Raw genomic sequence first — 16,623 nt, 5'->3', positions numbered from 1 at the left:
CCAATTCGTAGGTTCGCAGCCGCCCTGGTCTCACCGGCTCAGCTCTATGAGTTTCGAGTCTGCGCTCCGGCGCTTCACTGCGCATGGATTGCCGCACTTTCGATCGAGAGAGGAACCACTGACGCGCTCGCATCCCGGCGCTGGGACGGAAGCGCAGCGCCGGGAACCGCCGACTAGGTGGCCTTCCAGAGCGCGGTGAACTTCGCCGGGAAGTCGGTCGCGCCGAACCACTCGCCGGACTCTTCGGCGGCGTCGGTGATTTTGATGCTGCCGACGTTCTCCCGGTCGATGATCCGGATCGGGATGTCGTATTTCGGCAACGCGGAGCCGAGCATCATCCGCAGAGCTGCGTCGGCGGTCGCCCAACCCTGGAACGTCGAAGCCTGCAGGACGTCGACATGCAGGAAGTTCTTCGCCTCCAGCGTCTTGAGCCCGCTGATCCCGCCGGCGGTCGAGCCGCCCTTTACCGCGGCGATCTTGCCTGCCTGCTGGGCGCCGCCCTGAGTGGGCTGGAGGAATTGATCGAATTCGGACACCAGGTACTTCGCATCAGGCGTCCGCAACAGTGCGGAACTGGTCGTCGACGCGATCAGGTTGAAGTTCGCCGACGAGATCTTGTTGAGGACGAGCTTGCAGTCGGGGCAGTGCGCCGTGAATTCCTGCTGCGCGGACTCCACGTACGCCACGGTCGACGGGGTGTCGGTGGCCACGTTCACCACGACCGTGGCCTTGGCACCGGAATCGACGATGATCCAGTCGGCGAGCGCCGTCATCATCGCCCGGCCGCCGCCCTCGAGATAACCGAGCGTCGCGGACGCCGGGTGGGCCGGGTCCGGGATCTGATCGGTGATCAGCACCGGGATCTTCTTGGCCTGCGCCGCGTCGAATGCATTCGCGGCCAGCGCGTACGGGATCGAGTCGGTGACGATCGCGCCGGCGTTCGCGGCTGTCGCCTGAGCCACGCATGCCGCGACGTCGGAAGGGTTGGAGTTGCCATTGCAGATCTGCAGCTTGACGCCGACCGTGGCCAGCGCTGCCCGAAGCGCGTTGCCGCTGATCGTGAACTGTTTGGCCTGCACAGTGATCGGGATGTAGTAGACGGTCTTGCCGGTGAGGCGGGACACGTCCCCTAGCGGCTCGGTCGGCAGCACATAGGTGTCGACCGGCCCGGAGAGCTTCTTCACCTGGGCGACCAACTCATCGCTGACGGCAGACGTGTCACTGGAGGTGCTGGTCTCCCCCGGGCCGCACGCGGCGACCGAGAGTAAAGCGGCCAGAAGGACGAGGGCGGCTCTGGCGGAGGCAAGGCGCATGGGTTTCGCTTTCCAGGTATCGACAGTGAAGGGTGGAAGCGCATTCCAGTGTTTATAGGTTGATATCGACAGCATCAGCGCAGCGAGGCGCGGCCCGCGGACGCGGGCTCACCGGATCAACCGGGCCCGAAAGCCCTAGGGGCGCTTGTCGCTGCGGTAGGCCGTACGCGCGTGCTCGTCGAAGGGGGCGGGTGCGACCGTGGCACGGATTCGCGGGAAGCCGAGGTCGGCGTCCGGCGCTGTGCCGGCACCGGGATGGTCACCCCACACGACTTCGACGGAGGTACCGGGCGCGGCGTGCTCGGTGTCCAGGATCGCGAGCGAGAGGATCGTGCCGGCAGGTGCCAGCGTCCCGCTTTGCTGGGTCGTGCCGACCAGCGCGGACCCGGCTTCCACGCGATGCCGGGAGTACGACAGCACGAAGTCGTCACCGATCGCGGACCGCACGTCGTCGGCGTCGAACACCAAAGTCACCTTCGTGCGCGTCGTGTTGTCCTTCGCCTTCTGCAGTGCGTCGCGCCCGATGAAGTCGTGGTTGAACGCCACCGACCGGCCGTAACCCAGCTCGAACGGCGTGACGTAATAGTCGTCGATGTTCTCCGAGAAGTAGCTGCCGTGCAGCGGTCGCTGCCCCTCGATGCCGAACAGCGGGAGGTAGCCGCGGTAATCCTCCAACTCGGGGTCGGAATAGATCGCCGGGGTCGGCGACGGAATCCATCCACTCTCGATCGATGCCGTGGCGTACGCCTGCGCCCCCACGTGCACCAGACCCAACGGCTCGCCGGCACGGAGCAAGGCGCTCTTCACTGCCTCGGCGTCCGCCCCGGCGCCGATGAACTCGAAGCCCGACTGACCAGCCATGCCGTGCCGCAGCGCTCGGAGCGGACGCCCGTCCAGCACCACCGGGGTCGCGTGGAAGAACTTCGTCTCCGGCAATGGGCCACCGAACGCTCGCGCGACGAGGTCCGCGGCCAACGGCCCTTGGATCTGGTAGCGGAACAGCGTCGGCGCCCCACCCCCACGGAACTTCGAGGACGGATCGGTCACGAACGAGACATCGTATCCGCCCTTTTCCGCGTGGTACTTCACCCAATTCTGCGCCGCCGGAATTCCGCTGAGCGTGTACTTCTGCTCCGCTTCGCGCAGCAAGATTCCGTCCGTGACGATGAAACCGCGCTCGGTCACCGGGATGAATTGCTTGGCCTGGCCGATCGCGAACTTCTCGTAGTTGTTCGCACTCACCGCGCTCAGTAGCCGAGTGGCGTCAGGCCCTTCGAGAATCGTGTCGAACATGTGGTGCGAGAGATCAGAAATCGTGACGCCGTCGTGCCAGGTCTGCTGTTCCACGCGCCATCCGGTGTACTCGCGGTCCACGACTTCCGGCATCCACGGCTCGGCGTTCGGCTTCCACAGTAGGCGGACCGGTGAGCCCGCCTGTTCGATGCCGTCTCGGAGACTGGGTGCTGCCATAGCACGGTTCCTCTCACACGCCGTCGAACAAGAGAACCGTACCGTACGGTACTGTCAAGGCGGCGAGCAAGGGATCACGTTATTGCTGGTCCAGACCCCAACCGATCCTGTCTTCGAAACCAAATCAGCGGACGAGTGCGCCGTTGAGGAAGACGTCGACCGCGGTCACGATGCTCTGCTCGACCTCGTCCGGCGTCGGACGGGACGGTGAGTTGGTCAGCAGGCGCATCTGGATGTCACCGAGCATCGCCTGATACAGCTGGGCGCTCGCAGCCCGTGCATCGACGACCCGGATGACGCCCGAATCGGCCGCCACCTGGAGATACTGGCCCAGCACCTGCTGCCCGAACGCCGGGCCGTGTTCGAAGAACGCACGGCCGAGGCCGGGTATACGCTCAGCCTCGGCCGTCACCAGCCTGTGCAGGGCGATCGACACCGGGTCGAGAACCACGCCGGCGAAGTAGCGGCCGAACGCGGTCAACGTCACGGTCAGGTCAGGGTCGGTCGGAACGAACTCCCGGAGCGGCGCAGCCTTCTCGTCCAGCAGCGCCTCGACACATGACTGAAAGAGTTCTACTTTGTCCGCGAAGTGACGGTAAAGGGTGGATTTCGATCCACCCACCGCATGCAGGACGTCATCCATCGAGACTCCGGCAAAACCCCGCGCGAGGAACAGCTGACCGGCGGCATGCACAATGACGGACCGACGATCCGCGCCCTGCTTCGTAGGCATGCGTCCATCATTGCCCACAGCCCACTGACGGGCCACGACGGGGCGCTGGGACATCTCTCCGACGGCGGCGAGGGTTACCCGCCGTCGGAGAGAGGGGTGCGTCAGGCGCTCCGAGGCCGCAGCTTCTTACGTCCGGCTGACGTGTGGATCGCGGCGACGATCGAGTCCGCATTCGGCCGGTCCGTGAGTTGTTCGGCGACCTGCCCGTCGCGGAACACCAGCACCCGGTCGCACAACAGCGCAAGTTCGTTCTCGTCACCCCCGGCCACCAGCACCGCACAGCCGCGGTCCGCGGCGTCGTGAATCGCGGCGATGATCGCGCGGCGCGCCCCGACGTCGACGGCCTGCGTGGGCTCGTGCAGCAGCAACAGCTGCGGATCGGTGGACAGCCATTTGGCCAGCAGGACCTTCTGCTGGTTACCGCCGGAGAGCTTTCCCACCGCCAACGACGGGATCGGCGGCCGCACGTCGAGCGCGGCGACCCACCTGTCGACCGTCGCCCGCTCGGGCGTGCGTGCCACCGGCCTTATGCCCCGGCGGCAGGTGGGCGTTCGAGGAAGTACGACGTTCTCCGCGATCGACTGGTCGAACGCCAGGCCTTGGCGGTCACGGCTTTCCGGCACCAGGACGACGCCGGCCGCGATCGCCTCCATCGGCCCGACACGGCTCACGTCGAGCGTTGTGTCGGCCACCCGCACCGTGCCGGAGCCGGCCGAACTCGCGCCCGCGAGCAGATACGGGATCTCCTCATACCCGGAGTCCGGCAGACCGGTGAGCCCGACTACCTCGCCCGCCCGAACCTCGAGGGTGACCGACTGGACGAGCCTGCCGGTGACGTCCTCGATGACAACCGGGACACCGTCCGGACCTCCGCTGACCGGCCGCTCCAATGTCTCCAAGGCCTTGCCCAGCAGTGTATGGACGAGTTCCGCCTCGCTGAGCCCCGCAGTGAGGCGATCGGCCTCCACCGCGACCCCGTCACGCAGCACGGTGACCCGATCGGCCGCCTCGATGACCTCTTCCAGGCGATGCGTGATGAGCAGCACCGACGTACCGGTGGCGACCACACCGTCGAGGATCTCGTAGAAGTGCTCGAGGGTTTCCCGGTTCAGCGAGCGCGTCGACTCGTCGAAGATGATGACGCCTTCCCCGCTCCGCGCGTCCTGCAGCGCCCGGGCGATCGCCACGCTGGCCCGGTCCTCCTCGGAGAGCGAGCGGACCTGCGCGTCCGGCGACACGGCGCAACCGAGCCGGTCGAGGACCTCGGCCGCCGCGTCCCGTTCCTCGGCCCAGCGGATCCGACGCGTCCATCGATCGGCCCGGAACCGTCCGACCCGCAGGTTCTCCACCACGGTGTAGTCGTCGACGAGCCCGAGGGACTGATGCACAACCGCGAGCCCGCGCTCGCGTGCCTCCAGCGGACGGACCGGTAACGCCAGGTCCGCGCCATCGACGGCGACCCGTCCACCGGGATCCGCCGGATGGAACCCGGTGAGAATCTTGGCGAGCGTCGACTTCCCGGACCCGTTCTGCCCGACGAGCGCGTGGATCTCCCCTGGCCGCACATTCAGGCTGACGTCACGCAGCGCGCGGTTGCGGCCGAACGTCTTCGACACGTTCTCGATCTGCAGCCGCACCTCAGGACCCGGACCTTGCGTGGAGCAATGTGGAGATCGTGACCGCGACGATCAGAACGCCGCCGTAGAAGACGTTCGCGACCCAACCGGCCACGCCGAGGAGTTGCAATCCGAGGATGCCCGTGGCCAGGAAGTACACCGCGATCAGCGTGCCGAGCGGATTGAACCGGCCCGGCTGGAGGATCGCGGTACCGAGGAAGGCCGACGCGAAGGTCGGCAGCAGGTAGCTCTGCGCCACGGTGGGGTCGAATCCGCCGGTGGCCGCCCCCGACAGGACTCCTCCGACCCCCGCGATCAGGCCGGCAGCGACGAACGCGCCGAAGCGGATTCGGTTGACGCGGATGCCGGCCAGGCGGCTGACCTCCCGATTCGAACCGACGAACCGCATGTTCCGGCCGAGGGGCGTGGCACCGAGGACGTAGGCGAACGCGACCATCAGCACGATGCCCTCGAAGAAGCTGACCGGCAGCCCTCCGATGTCATACAGCGCGATCTGCGCGAAGTCACCGGGCAGACCGCTGACCGGCGCGAGATTGCTCGACCACAGGGAGATACCGAGGACGAAGGTACCCATGCCGAGCGTCACGACGATCGTATTGACGCCGAACCGCACGACGAGGATCCCGTTGACCAGCCCGCACACCGTCGCCGCGGCCACCGCGACGAACGACGCCGCCCACACACCCCAGCCGTGGTCCACGACCAGAACCGGAACCAGGATCGCGGCCAGACCGAAGACCGACGCGACCGACAGATCGACGAACTCCCCCACGCAGATCGTGCAGAGCAGCGCCGCGGTGAGGAACACCAGCGCCTGCTGACTACCGAAGATCGTCTGGAACGTGCCCTGGGTCAGGAACGTCTCCGGCACCGCGAACGCGTATCCGGCCGCCAGCAGGATCCAGACGCCGACCACCGCGAACCGCGCGCCGAAGACTCCGGCCGCGTGCGCCGCCGCCGGCGCCACGGTTTCCTGCCGGTCGGGGGAGGCGTCGTTCACTGATGTGGCGGTCATGCCGGTGCCGCCGTGTTGCTCGGTGTCAGCTCTCCGCGCGGGGGAAGTCGCACGTGCACGTCCTCATCATTGAGAAATCTTCCGGGGATGACGCAATCCTGCGGAAGGGCCTCATCGATGTCCACGGGGTGCGGGCACCGGAGTGTAAAAGCATTGCGTGCAAATTTCGACGTTCTCTGCCGGCCTTAAACAATCGGCAGAGCGAGCTGCTTCACCTGACGAAGGATGGGCGCGGTCTCGACGGTGCGCACACCGTCCAGGGCACCGAGCTTGTCGCTCAAATAGGAGTACAGCTCTTCCGTGTCGCGACACCGCACCGCCGCGACAATGTTGATCTTGCCGGTCGCGGCGGCGGCGAATTCGACCTCTCGGTGCCCAGCCAGGGCGAGCCCCACGGACGACAGCGCGGACGGGGCGACCGTCAGCCACATCATGACTGCGACGTCGTGCCCGAGCACCTCCGGCGAGTACTGCACGTCGAAGTACAGCACTCCGCTCGCCCGGAGCTGCTCCAGACGCCGCCGGACGACGTCTTCGGTCTGACCGCACGCGGCTTGCAACTCGGCGAGCCCGGCACGCCCGTCGCCGAACAGCGTCGCGAGCAGCGCCTCGTCGACACAGTCGATCGTCGTCGTGGTCGATGCCGAAGGCAGCGACTCCAGACGCAATGCTCCTTCCTCGGCCGGGCTCAACGCGCTCGACTTCCGCAGCCAGCCGAGGGGCCCCCCGTAAAAGCGGTGCAGGACGCAGTAGGCGCTGTAGCCGATCACCCGGGGCGTGCGCTGCAGACGGTCGAGCAACAGGTCGTCGCGGTCTTCGCGGCTTCGTGGCTTCATGCCACAGACGACCTCGGTGCCGCCGGAGATGAGCGCGACGTAAGACGTATCAGGCCGGCGAGCCAAGGCGTCGGCCAATCGCTCGGCGGTCTCCGGGGCGCATTGCATCCGGACGATCCAGCTGGACCGACCCAGCCGACTCTCGTCCGTCATACCCAGCACTCGCAGCCCGACCGACGTGCGTAGCTTCCGGAACCGCCGCGCGACCGTCTGGTCCGACACACCGAGGACCTCGGCGATGCGGCTGAACGGCGCCCGCCCGTCCAGCTGCAGCGCCTGCAGCAGCTTCAGGTCCAGCGCGTCGAGGGTCGGCGAGGTCACGGTGCTCCTGTCATCAGCGAAGGCGACGCCCTCAGCGTGGCAGCTGGGGGCGTCGCGTCAGCGCAGGTGAGCGGTGTATACGGCGTTGGTTGGACCACCGCGGCTTCGGGCTGCGCGACCGCGGGACGCGCTTGGTACTCCGGCCGTGGGCTACGCAGCAGTGTGACCGCCGCCAGCGCAGCCACGAGCAAGAGGCCTGCGGACACTGCAAGCGCGAGGTGCATGCCGTCGAGGAAGGAGTTCGTGAGCGCGCCGAGCGCGGCACCCCGCTGAGTTCCGTAGTCCTGCAGCGCGACGGCCTGGAACCCGTCGCCGTTCATGGCGGCCAGCGCGGCCCGCGCGGAGGCGTCGCTTACTCCCGCGTCGGAGAGATGCTGCGGCAGAGTGTGGGCAGCGCGGCTGGTGAGCAGCGCACCGAGTACCGCAGGCCCAAGGGCACCGCCGATCTGCCGGAACGCGTTGTTGCCTGCTGACGCCATCCCGGCCAGCTGGTGCGGCACGGACGCAATGGCGGTCGCGGTCATGGGCGTGAGCACGGCCGCAAGTCCCAGGCCGAACAGCGCGAACCGCCACGCGATGCCGCCGAAGGACGTGTTCGCGTCGACTCCGGTGAGGCTGAACGACGCGATCGCGGCCAGGACCAGGCCCGCGCTCAGCAGGTATCGGACCGGAACTCGATGCATCAACCGGGCGATCACCGGGCCCAGCACGATCGGAAGGGCGGTGAACGTCAGCAGCCGCAGCCCGGCCTCGAGCGTAGTGAGCTGTTGCGCGAGCCCGAAGTACAGGCTCAGCACAAAAACACTCCCGATCACACCGATGAACGTCACCATGGCGACCAACGCGGTCGCGGTGAATCCCCGGCTCCGGAACAGCGCCGGGCTCAGCATCGGCGCGTCGCTGCGTCGCTCAACCAGCACGAAAGCACCCAGCAGCAGCACTGCCAGCACAAGCGCAGCGATTACCGCGGGATTCGTGAACGAATCCGCGCCGCCTTCGATCACGCCGTACGTCAGGGCGACGATGGCCACGGCGATCGTGATCTGTCCAGGCCAGTCCAGGTGCCGCTTACCCGGCGCGCGCGAGTCGGTCACCAGCGGAATCGCCGCGGCGGCCGCGATCAGTGCGACCGGGATGGGCAGCAGGTAGATCCACCGCCACCCGACGTGCTCGAGGATCAGGCCGGCCAGCAACGGTCCGGCGGCGAGGGCCAGCAGCAGGGCAGTCGCCCAGTAGCCGATGTACTTGCCGCGCTGTCGCGGGTCGGGAACGGCGTGGCTGATCAGCGCCAGCGTGGCCGGGAGCAGTGCGGCCGCGCCCAGCCCCGCGAGGGCCTGCCCGGCCCACACGACCTGGATCGAGCCCGCGCACAAGGCCACCGCAGCGCCCAGAGCGCACAGCAGCAAGCCGGCCTGGAACACCTTCGTGCGTCCGTGTGCGTCGCCGAGCACTCCCGCGGTGAGGATCAGCGCGGCCATCGGGAGGACGAACGCGTCGGAGACCCACGACAGGTCGGAGGTCGAGGCGCCCAGTCCGCGCTGGATCGCGGGCAGGCTCACCGAGACAGTGGTGACGGGCAGATACGCCACGAACACCCCGACGCAGGCCATGACCAGCGTAGGACCGAGCCGGTCTCCGGATTTCATTGTCGCCATGCGCGACGTCACTTCCCTTCCGGGCGAACGGTCGTTCGTCCGGTCGAGAGCATCCGCAGGATGCGGTCCGACAGCCAGCCAGAACAGTCCGCTTCCGGAAAATCGACACCGGATGCTCGCATCGCAAGGCGATCCGACAGATGCGCGTGACTTGAGCATGACCAACATCAGTTCTGACCGTGGGTGTCGCCCACGCCTGGTGCGTACGAAGGATTCGGCAGTTACCGCCGAGGAGGTGATCGCAGTCCTTGCGGTCGGGCGCCATGCCTGACCCACCGAATCACAGGGGTAACTGATGATCAGTCAAGATGCGGTTTTCAAGGCATGTTCGTGCGAAGGACATCGCCGTAATCGGCAGTGCCCGCACCTGTCCGAGTACGGCCACGGGAGCTGGCAGTTCGACTGCCGCGTCCTCGACGTGACCGGCGACCGCAAGCAGATCCGCCGGGGCGGCTTCACCTCCGAGAAGAAGGCCAGGGCCGCGCTGGCGCGGTTCCGCGCGCAATCACCGCACCCCGACGCGGCAGCATGGACAGTCGAGACATGGGTCCGGCATTGGCTGACCACCCGTACGTCGATCCGGCAGAGCACCCTGGCCAGCTACACCCAGCACTGCGACGACTACCTCATCCCCGCCCTCGGCCGCATCCCGCTCCACCGGTTGACGATCACCGATATCGCCACAGCCCACGCCGGCTTCCGGAAACGCCGCAACCGCTACGGACGGCCGCTGAGCGCGGCGACGATCCAGCGCATCCACGCCACCCTGCGCGGCGCGCTCAAAAGCGCGGTCCGGCAGGGACTGCTCACCGACAACCCCGCACGGCACGTCGAACTGCCGCCCGCCGACCGGCCGCACCCGGTGCTCTGGACCCCGGCCCGTGTCGAGACATGGCACCGCGACGGCGTCCGGGACACGGTTATGGTCTGGACCGCCGACCAGCTCGCCTGCTTCCTGCGCAGCGTCCGGGCCGACCGGCTCTACCCGCTCTGGCACCTCTACGCCCTCCGCGGCCTACGCCGCGGCGAGGGCATCGGGCTGCGCTGGTGCGACGTCGACCTCGACACCGGGCAGATCCACATCACCCAGCAACGCACCGAATCCGGCGGGAAGATCATCACCGGCCCACCCAAGAGCAAAGCCAGCCGACGCGCCGACGCCCTCGACCACTCCACCATCCGGATGCTGCGCGCGCACCGCTCACACCGGCACACCGAACGGGTCACCGTCGGTGCCGCGTGGGCCGAGACCGGATACGTCTTCACCCGCTCCGGCGGGCAGCCGCTCGCGCCGACCTACGTCACGCACCGATTCGCTGATCTAGTCGCCGACTCCGGGCTTCCGCCCGTCCGGCTCCACGACCTCCGGCACGGCGCAGCGACCCTCGCCCACGCCGCTGGCGCTGATCTCAAGACCATTCAGGATCAGCTCGGGCACGCCAGCATCGCAATGACCGCCGACACCTACACCACCGTCCTGCCCGACGCCCAGTTCGCCGCCGCCGACGCGACCGCCGACCTGGTACTCGGCACGAGAACACGAGCCCGAGGCAACGCCGTGCAACGCGCTCGGCAACTCGGGTGCCGCCCGGACATTCGGTCTAACACCGAGGCCACCCGCCGCGCGTCTCGCGGAGCTCGACGCCGCCGGTAGGAACCTGACCAGGGCAGCTCACGCACCGCTCGCGCCGTCGCTCCGACGCGTTTCAGCGGCACGGACACCGTACGGACATCGACCCCGATGAAAGTCGCTCCTGCTGACGTTTGAGCAGGTAGCAAGCCTGCGCGAGCGCCGCGCACGACCCCCTGTAAATCCGTCGGCTCAGCCTACGAAGGTTCGAATCCTTCACCCGCCACACGCAGGGCAAATAGGCCCTCCACCAGCGGAAACGCTGATGGAGGGCCTATTTGATGTCCGCTGGCTCTGCCGGGTTGGCGGGCGGGTGGGCGTCCGGTTGTGTCCCACCACGTTCCACTGGCTATCACTGGGGCCGGACGCACGGCGGACAACGTCCGTGGCGGCTCGGCGGGATCAGCTGCGCCTGCGGCCGGCCCCAGCCGCGTGTCGCGGGCGTGTCGACGCTCCTTGAAAACCCGGCCACTGGCGCTCTGGCGCTGACAGGGCGGATTTCGATCGGCGATTGGCGTCCTTGATCCAGTCGGTGCCGCGCCGAATGGCGGGCCGATCGGGTGACTGGCAGTGTGTCGTATTCGCCCGCTGTCCCCGTGGTGTGCCCCGCGGAGATGGTGGCACCCTCTCGGTCACCGAGTGGCTGTTTCCGGTGATGGCTTGCCCTCGCTGAGTGGGCGAGCCGGCACCGTCGAGTTAGCCGCGAAGCGTTTCCGAGGGCGACGACGAATCTGACGCCGGTCGAGCTCGGCCTTGAGGGAGCCGCGCTCAACCGCATGGCCCTGGTCCGCTGGCCGGCCGCCCGCGGCGGCGATCGCCGACCACTACGACGTGCCGGTGCCACGTCGTAGTGGTGGCCGCGAGCGCTCGCCCGGCCCCCAAGTTGAGTTGGTCGCTTCTCCCACTTATTGACTACTCAGAGCGCATCCTGAAATGCGGACCGTAGCTCTTTCCCTCTACCCTGGAGGTGGAAGTGTCGGCCTACGAGACGATTCGCGTGCTGATCACCGTCAAGGCGTATCCGTCGGTGTCCCATAAGTACGGCGAGGTGTGCTGCGTGGCCGGCGTACGGCTGGATTCCGATCGGCCCGAGTTCGTCCGGCTGTTCCCGGTGCCGTTCCGGTATCTGGACATGACCCGCCAGTTCCAGAAGTACGACGTCGTCGAGTTGTCCGCCAGCCGCCATCACGAGGACCGCCGGCCGGAGAGCTGGCGACCGAACCTGGACACGTTGACCGTCGTCGGGAATCTACCCCCGACTGATGGTTGGGCGCGCCGCGTCGAGCAACTACGGAGTCTCGTCTCCCCGTCCCTGTGTGACATCAAGCGGCGCCAGGCGAGCGACGGCACTTCGCTGGGGCTGTTCCGGCCGGCTGAGGTGAGCGGCCTGGAACTGGCACCGGCGAACAGCCGGTCGGCCGGGCAGCAGGGCTTGGCGGCGCAGATGAACCTGTTCGACCCCGACCTAGACGTTCTTGAAGAACTGCCCTACCGATTCGTCTACACCTTTCGCTGCGACGATGCTGGCTGCAATGGGCACCAGATCGGTTTGATCGACTGGGAAGTCGGCGCGTCTTACCTGAACTGGCGCCGCCGGTACAGCCCAGCGGAGTTACCGGGCAAACTCCGGCAGAAGTGGTTCGACGAGATGACCGCGCCCGGCCGAGAGCTGTTCTTCTTTACTGGGAACCTCGCCCGATGGCCGACCGCTTTCGTGCTGCTCGGTGCGGTATATCCGCCGGTGGGCGTCATGGATCAGCTCACCCTCTTCTGACCACGCCGCACCACGAGCGGAGCTGCCGGACGGGCGCTAGTCCAGGATGGTGATCGGCAGTCCGGTGCGCTGCTGGACGTCGTCGAGCACGATCTGCCGGTGACATAGCCGCTGGTCGCGCTCGAAGCACAACACGGCGACCCGCTCGCGTGCCGCGGCCTGCCCCAGCGCAGTGAGTTCGGACTCTGCCTCGGGAGCGACGAGGACGGGCTGGAAACCGGTCCGGGCTTCCTCGAGCCGACCGGCCCGGAACGGCGCCCGGTTGGTTTTCGGATTCCCCAGAGCCTTGGCGTGCCGATACCCGATTCCCGCCTCAGCCAGAGCCTGCCCCAGCCGGGTCTTGCTGAAGCCGGGTTTGCGGCTCAGCGGCGTCAGCCGCACGTCGGTCACCGCGGCGACGCCGGACTCGAGCATCTCGGCCACGAACTGCTCGGCGGTGCGGCCTTCATAGCCCACCGATACCAACCCAGTCATCGACGCGTGGGCGTCGTCGGCCAGGTCGTCGAGACTCAGCCCGAGAGCCCGGGTCAGTGCGGCCACCGTGAAGAACCCGGGGTCGACGGTGCCCTCGACCTCCAGCCGGACCAGTACCCGCACCGAGACCCCCGCGGCCCCGGCCAATTCCTCGCGCGTCAGCCCTTTCTGCTGCCGTGCTTGGCGGAGGGCCGCGGTGAGCCGCGCACCCCGCGCCCGAGCCTGATCGTCGTATCGGGGTCGGCCGCTCATCCGTCGACCGTATCTTCCATTTCAATGGAAGCTCCACCCCGGAGACATCGCGATCGGATCACGATGAAGCTGCAAGGTTCCCCTGCGGATCGATTACAGCGAACAGAGGACGTCGCGCACCCCCCTGAAATCGCGGCGCAAACTATTCGTCGTCGGCATTCAGTGGCGGCTGCGAGCGAAGCCCGGTCACTAGGTAGCCGGCTTCCGCCTCCGGAACCCGTTGAACGGCGAAGCCCAGCACTCCGAGGACATCGCCGAGCACGTCATTCATGTGGTCGACGATCGCGCCGTGCGCGTCTTCGGGGTCATGTAGAGCGAGACGGCTGTGAGTCAGCCAGGTCACCAGCACGTCATTGGCTTGGACTGTCACATACGGGCCACCGCCGTAGAGGGCACGGCGATCGGGTGGGAGTGCGAACCCGGCGAGGAGAAGGGCGGTCACGACATCGACAGCCAGGCGATGGACCGGGTCGCTGCTCCGCAGCGGACGTCCGCTGCTGTCGGTCAGGGCCTCGGCCACCGCCCTGACCTGATCACCGAAGTGCGGCACCGGCTCGTCGATGGGTGATTGCGAAGTGGGCACAGCCGATGCGCCTTCCACAGAGGAACAAGCGTGATCGGCGACGGTATCGCCGTTCGGGCTCGGTCGGCGACCCCGCCGAGCGGTCCGTGGCTCGACCACCACGTGCGGTTCCACGCGCGTACGACGCGCATCTGCCGCCGCACATCGCCGAGTTCGGCCCGGACCCCATACACACCTTCGAAGGAGGGGACACCGCGAACACATCACTACCGCCGCCGGCTACCAACGGCGCTGGGATCAGCACGGAACCGCCATCGATCGGCGAACGGCGGGCAGCACGCGAAGCCACCTTCAAGCCCGGCGTAAGCCCGCGGATTCCTAAAGCGACGTCCACCAACTGCCCGAAATGAGGTTTATGCACTTCACGGCCTAACAAAAGAACGCAGTAGATAGCACTGGTTAACAGACCCGCGGATTAAAAGACCGATGGTCGGACCTCCAGTGAACTGCCTACGCCGCGAGCGGGTGCGGCTCGCCAACCAGGGCGGACAGCGCGGTCGCCACCTCCTCCAGAGTCGCGCGCACGTAGATCGCGGTGGTTCCTTCACTGCCGTTGTCGGAATGCCCGGCGTACTCGCGAGCGACGGCGTGACCGAAGCTTCGCTCGACCCACGTCAGCGTGGTGTGCCGCAGCCAGTGAGTACTGATCCCCAGCGCCGCGGCCCACGGCAGGTGTTCCCGAACCCGCGCCCAGAGCCGGTCGTACCGCCGATACGTGATCGGCCGTCCGTCCCGGTAGCGCAGCAACTGCCCCTCATGCGATGCGCCACGTTCTTCGGCGTGCCGCACCAGGAAGCTCATGAGCGTGGGCGATACCGGCTGCCACCGTGTCGTCTCACCCTTCTCGCGCAATCGGATGAGGCACTGCGTGACATCCAGGTCGCAGGGCCGAAGTGCGAGCGCGCCGCCGCGGCGGCACGTATGCAGCCGCACCAGCAGGGTGTCGAGCTCCGGGTCGTTGCCTGTCGTCGCGACGATCTCGTTGATCTCTGCGAGGCGATCGTGTGCGACGGCACGCCGGGTACTCGGTGGTCGCCGCGGCTTCTCCACTCTCTTCGCGGGGTTCTCGGCCTCTCCGATCAGGCCGTCGTCGATGGCCTGCTTGTACAGGCACCGCAGCGCGGCGATGAAGTGCTCGGCCGCCGAACTCCCGCCGCGCGCGTTACGCCGATGTGCGACGTGCGTACGGATGTATTCGGTGAGCGTCTTGATCTCCGAGGGCGTCGGCTCGTCGATCCGCCGATCACCCCAGTGGAACACCAGCTTCTTCCAGTAGCTCCCGTACACCCGCCGGGTCCCGGCCCGCACGGCCGCCGAGACCACCGGCACGTACTCCGCGAACGTCGGCGCCGGCGGCCTCGCCGCCACCGCCGCGAGCAGATCGGCGGGCTTGATGCCCATCCGATCGAGCAGCATCCGCGCGGCCTCCAACTCCGCCGCGCTCGCCGGCTGACCCGCCGTCATCGTCACGAGTCCTCACCGCCCCAGATCGCGGCGTGCGCCGCAGACACCATCGCGTCCAGCGCCGCCTGCGGATGCACCACGACCCACTGCACTTCCAAGTCCGCGACGAGGAACACCTTGTCGTTCGGACCGATCCCGCACCAACGCCGGACCGCCGCCGGCAGCGGAATGAAGCCCTGCCCGGATACCTGATAGGTGCCGTGCTCATCGACGCCGATCACCATCCGGCCTTCGCGCTCACCGATGGCCAGCCGGGTCCTGGGCGCCCACTGGAGCTGGGACAGCAGGGTCTTATCCCGGATCCGGCCGCTGGCATCGATCGCCGTGAGCGAATACAGCACCGTCCCGGCGGACGGCAGCGGTTTCAACCGCGGCAAAGGCAGCGGAGGACGCCCCGGCCGCGGCGCAAAACGTGAGCCCGAACCTCCTGGGTGAACAGGAGGAACGAGCGCTGGAACTGGCAATGAGGAGGTCATTCAGAGCCTCCCCGCAACGCGAAGGAGGCCTGATGACGCGGCACGTGTGCCGCTGTGGAGGGGGTAAGCGCGCTCAACCACGCGCTTCCCAGATTGGGCAAATATGCCGCAAAACGGTGTCCGAGGGGGGAGTTGAACCCCCACGCATTGCATTCCTGCATTAAGCAGGTATGCATGCCGTTGATGATACCGACTCAGCGGGCCCTAGCAACTCCCTCACTCCCCGCCGAAATAGCGCTCCGCAATTCACCAATCATGTCGGCGATGGATGTCGCGGGATGCTGAGCTACGCGATCCCGTCACCCAGACGCTCTGGCATCGTCGTGACGTTGACAGCGACGGGGCAGGTAGCCGCCGGCAGTGGTTTATCGTTGGCGCATGCCCGCACCAGCGCCAGCCCCTGACGAGCCGGGAGTGCCCGCCGCCAGCCCGAAGGCGATCCGGGCGGCACTGCTCCCAGAGGAAGCCGGCGACTTCGACCGGGAGTACCGCCAGGCGATGAACGAGGCCGTCGAGAGCCTTGAGCTCACCGGCGTTCTGGCACTGCTTCGCCGCTGGCAGCGCGTCGCATGGTCATCGCGCGACGAGCGCGCCCACCGTCGGATGCTCGAACGCGCCGATCAACTGTCGGCCGGCGCCGCCGTGACGACCGAACCGTGGTCAGTGACCCGCGCGAGGCTCGGTCTGTAGATGTACGCCGTCGAAACCGACGCCGAGGTCATAGAACAAATCACCGCGCTACCCGCCTCCGCGCTGCCGCCCTACGCCGAACTCATGGCGCTGCTAGAGGTCGCTCCATGGAGCGGGGAAAGCTACAACCGCCAGCGCCCGGACGCGAACATGCGCAGCCACCCCTTCGGAACCAACGGTGAAGGCCTGGCGATCTATCTCATCCTCGAAGACCAGCGCCGCGTGATCGTGCTCCGCGTGCTCTGGGTAGCGTGGCCAACCGACACGTAACGCGATAGAAACCGAAACGCGTCAAGATAG

The 16,623-nt window shown here is 67.4% G+C and carries 15 protein-coding genes; 4 read left to right on the top strand and 11 right to left on the bottom strand.

The window, feature by feature from the left end; all coding sequences use genetic code 11:
* Positions 1-173: 173 nt before the first annotated feature.
* The 7 genes from ACGFY5_RS43655 to ACGFY5_RS43625 all read right to left on the bottom strand — a co-directional run bounded on the left by ACGFY5_RS43655 (position 174) and on the right by ACGFY5_RS43625 (position 8,971).
* Positions 174-1,313: a sugar ABC transporter substrate-binding protein gene (locus tag ACGFY5_RS43655; protein WP_392730822.1), complete on the bottom strand. Its 1,140-nt coding sequence runs from the start codon at positions 1,311-1,313 to the stop codon at positions 174-176.
* Between the two features lie 135 nt (positions 1,314-1,448).
* Positions 1,449-2,783, bottom strand: a complete 1,335-nt coding sequence (locus ACGFY5_RS43650; RefSeq protein WP_392730820.1) for an aminomethyl transferase family protein — start codon at positions 2,781-2,783, stop codon at positions 1,449-1,451.
* Between the two features lie 124 nt (positions 2,784-2,907).
* Entirely contained in the window at positions 2,908-3,570 is a 663-nt protein-coding gene (locus ACGFY5_RS43645; RefSeq protein ID WP_392730819.1) for a TetR/AcrR family transcriptional regulator, read from the bottom strand.
* Between the two features lie 47 nt (positions 3,571-3,617).
* A complete protein-coding gene (locus tag ACGFY5_RS43640; protein ID WP_392730817.1) occupies positions 3,618-5,153 on the bottom strand; it encodes a sugar ABC transporter ATP-binding protein in 1,536 nt (511 codons plus the stop codon).
* A 1-nt stretch (position 5,154) separates the two neighbouring features.
* On the bottom strand, positions 5,155-6,168 hold the full coding sequence (locus tag ACGFY5_RS43635) for an ABC transporter permease (protein ID WP_392730815.1): 1,014 nt from the start codon (positions 6,166-6,168) through the stop codon (positions 5,155-5,157).
* A gap of 185 nt (positions 6,169-6,353) precedes the next feature.
* Complete coding sequence (locus ACGFY5_RS43630; RefSeq protein ID WP_392730813.1) at positions 6,354-7,325, bottom strand: Lrp/AsnC family transcriptional regulator; 972 nt, start codon at positions 7,323-7,325, stop codon at positions 6,354-6,356.
* Positions 7,322-8,971 carry an MFS transporter gene (locus ACGFY5_RS43625; RefSeq protein WP_392730811.1) on the bottom strand — a complete coding sequence of 550 codons (1,650 nt, stop codon included), beginning with the start codon at positions 8,969-8,971 and terminating at the stop codon, positions 7,322-7,324. The genes ACGFY5_RS43630 and ACGFY5_RS43625 overlap by 4 nt, the downstream gene beginning before the upstream one ends.
* 304 nt (positions 8,972-9,275) lie before the next feature.
* Between ACGFY5_RS43625 and ACGFY5_RS43620 the strand changes: the two genes are divergently transcribed.
* On the top strand, positions 9,276-10,634 hold the full coding sequence (locus tag ACGFY5_RS43620; RefSeq protein ID WP_392730810.1) for a tyrosine-type recombinase/integrase: 1,359 nt from the start codon (positions 9,276-9,278) through the stop codon (positions 10,632-10,634).
* Positions 10,635-11,583: 949 nt separating this feature from the next.
* Positions 11,584-12,384, top strand: coding sequence for a hypothetical protein (locus ACGFY5_RS43615; RefSeq protein ID WP_392730808.1), 801 nt, complete (start codon positions 11,584-11,586; stop codon positions 12,382-12,384).
* Between the two features lie 36 nt (positions 12,385-12,420).
* Here ACGFY5_RS43615 and ACGFY5_RS43610 read toward each other — a convergent pair whose 3' ends face one another.
* The 4 genes from ACGFY5_RS43610 to ACGFY5_RS43595 all read right to left on the bottom strand — a co-directional run bounded on the left by ACGFY5_RS43610 (position 12,421) and on the right by ACGFY5_RS43595 (position 15,525).
* Positions 12,421-13,110, bottom strand: a complete 690-nt coding sequence (locus tag ACGFY5_RS43610) for a DUF488 family protein (protein WP_392730806.1) — start codon at positions 13,108-13,110, stop codon at positions 12,421-12,423.
* A 142-nt stretch (positions 13,111-13,252) separates the two neighbouring features.
* On the bottom strand, positions 13,253-13,711 hold the full coding sequence (locus ACGFY5_RS43605) for a hypothetical protein (protein ID WP_392730805.1): 459 nt from the start codon (positions 13,709-13,711) through the stop codon (positions 13,253-13,255).
* Positions 13,712-14,143: 432 nt separating this feature from the next.
* A complete protein-coding gene (locus tag ACGFY5_RS43600) occupies positions 14,144-15,157 on the bottom strand; it encodes a tyrosine-type recombinase/integrase (protein WP_392730871.1) in 1,014 nt (337 codons plus the stop codon).
* Between the two features lie 2 nt (positions 15,158-15,159).
* Positions 15,160-15,525, bottom strand: a complete 366-nt coding sequence (locus ACGFY5_RS43595; RefSeq protein ID WP_392730803.1) for an AbrB/MazE/SpoVT family DNA-binding domain-containing protein — start codon at positions 15,523-15,525, stop codon at positions 15,160-15,162.
* Positions 15,526-16,011: 486 nt separating this feature from the next.
* On the opposite strand from ACGFY5_RS43595, the gene ACGFY5_RS43590 reads away from it, so the two are divergent.
* On the top strand, positions 16,012-16,323 hold the full coding sequence (locus ACGFY5_RS43590) for a DUF6247 family protein (RefSeq protein WP_392730802.1): 312 nt from the start codon (positions 16,012-16,014) through the stop codon (positions 16,321-16,323).
* A complete protein-coding gene (locus tag ACGFY5_RS43585) occupies positions 16,324-16,593 on the top strand; it encodes a hypothetical protein (protein ID WP_392730800.1) in 270 nt (89 codons plus the stop codon).
* Positions 16,594-16,623 lie beyond the last annotated feature (30 nt).

Origin of the sequence: Cryptosporangium sp. NPDC048952 (genome assembly GCF_043197895.1) — a bacterium.
GTDB lineage: Bacteria > Actinomycetota > Actinomycetes > Mycobacteriales > Cryptosporangiaceae > Cryptosporangium.
The sequence above is the reverse complement of the archived record's forward strand: the minus strand, read 5'-3'. Positions and strand labels throughout refer to the sequence as shown.

Bases quoted from the DNA above. Each gene is read 5' to 3' on its own strand.
- ACGFY5_RS43655 (WP_392730822.1), bottom strand. From the start codon at position 1,313: ATGCGCCTTGCCTCCGCCAGAGCCGCCCTCGTCCTTCTGGCCGCTTTA.
- ACGFY5_RS43650 (WP_392730820.1), bottom strand. From the start codon at position 2,783: ATGGCAGCACCCAGTCTCCGAGACGGCATCGAACAGGCGGGCTCACCG.
- ACGFY5_RS43645 (WP_392730819.1), bottom strand. From the start codon at position 3,570: ATGTCCCAGCGCCCCGTCGTGGCCCGTCAGTGGGCTGTGGGCAATGAT.
- ACGFY5_RS43635 (WP_392730815.1), bottom strand. From the start codon at position 6,168: ATGACCGCCACATCAGTGAACGACGCCTCCCCCGACCGGCAGGAAACC.
- ACGFY5_RS43625 (WP_392730811.1), bottom strand. From the start codon at position 8,971: ATGAAATCCGGAGACCGGCTCGGTCCTACGCTGGTCATGGCCTGCGTC.
- ACGFY5_RS43620 (WP_392730810.1), top strand. From the start codon at position 9,276: ATGATCAGTCAAGATGCGGTTTTCAAGGCATGTTCGTGCGAAGGACAT.
- ACGFY5_RS43610 (WP_392730806.1), bottom strand. From the start codon at position 13,110: ATGAGCGGCCGACCCCGATACGACGATCAGGCTCGGGCGCGGGGTGCG.
- ACGFY5_RS43600 (WP_392730871.1), bottom strand. From the start codon at position 15,157: ATGACGGCGGGTCAGCCGGCGAGCGCGGCGGAGTTGGAGGCCGCGCGG.
- ACGFY5_RS43590 (WP_392730802.1), top strand. From the start codon at position 16,012: ATGCCCGCACCAGCGCCAGCCCCTGACGAGCCGGGAGTGCCCGCCGCC.
- ACGFY5_RS43585 (WP_392730800.1), top strand. From the start codon at position 16,324: ATGTACGCCGTCGAAACCGACGCCGAGGTCATAGAACAAATCACCGCG.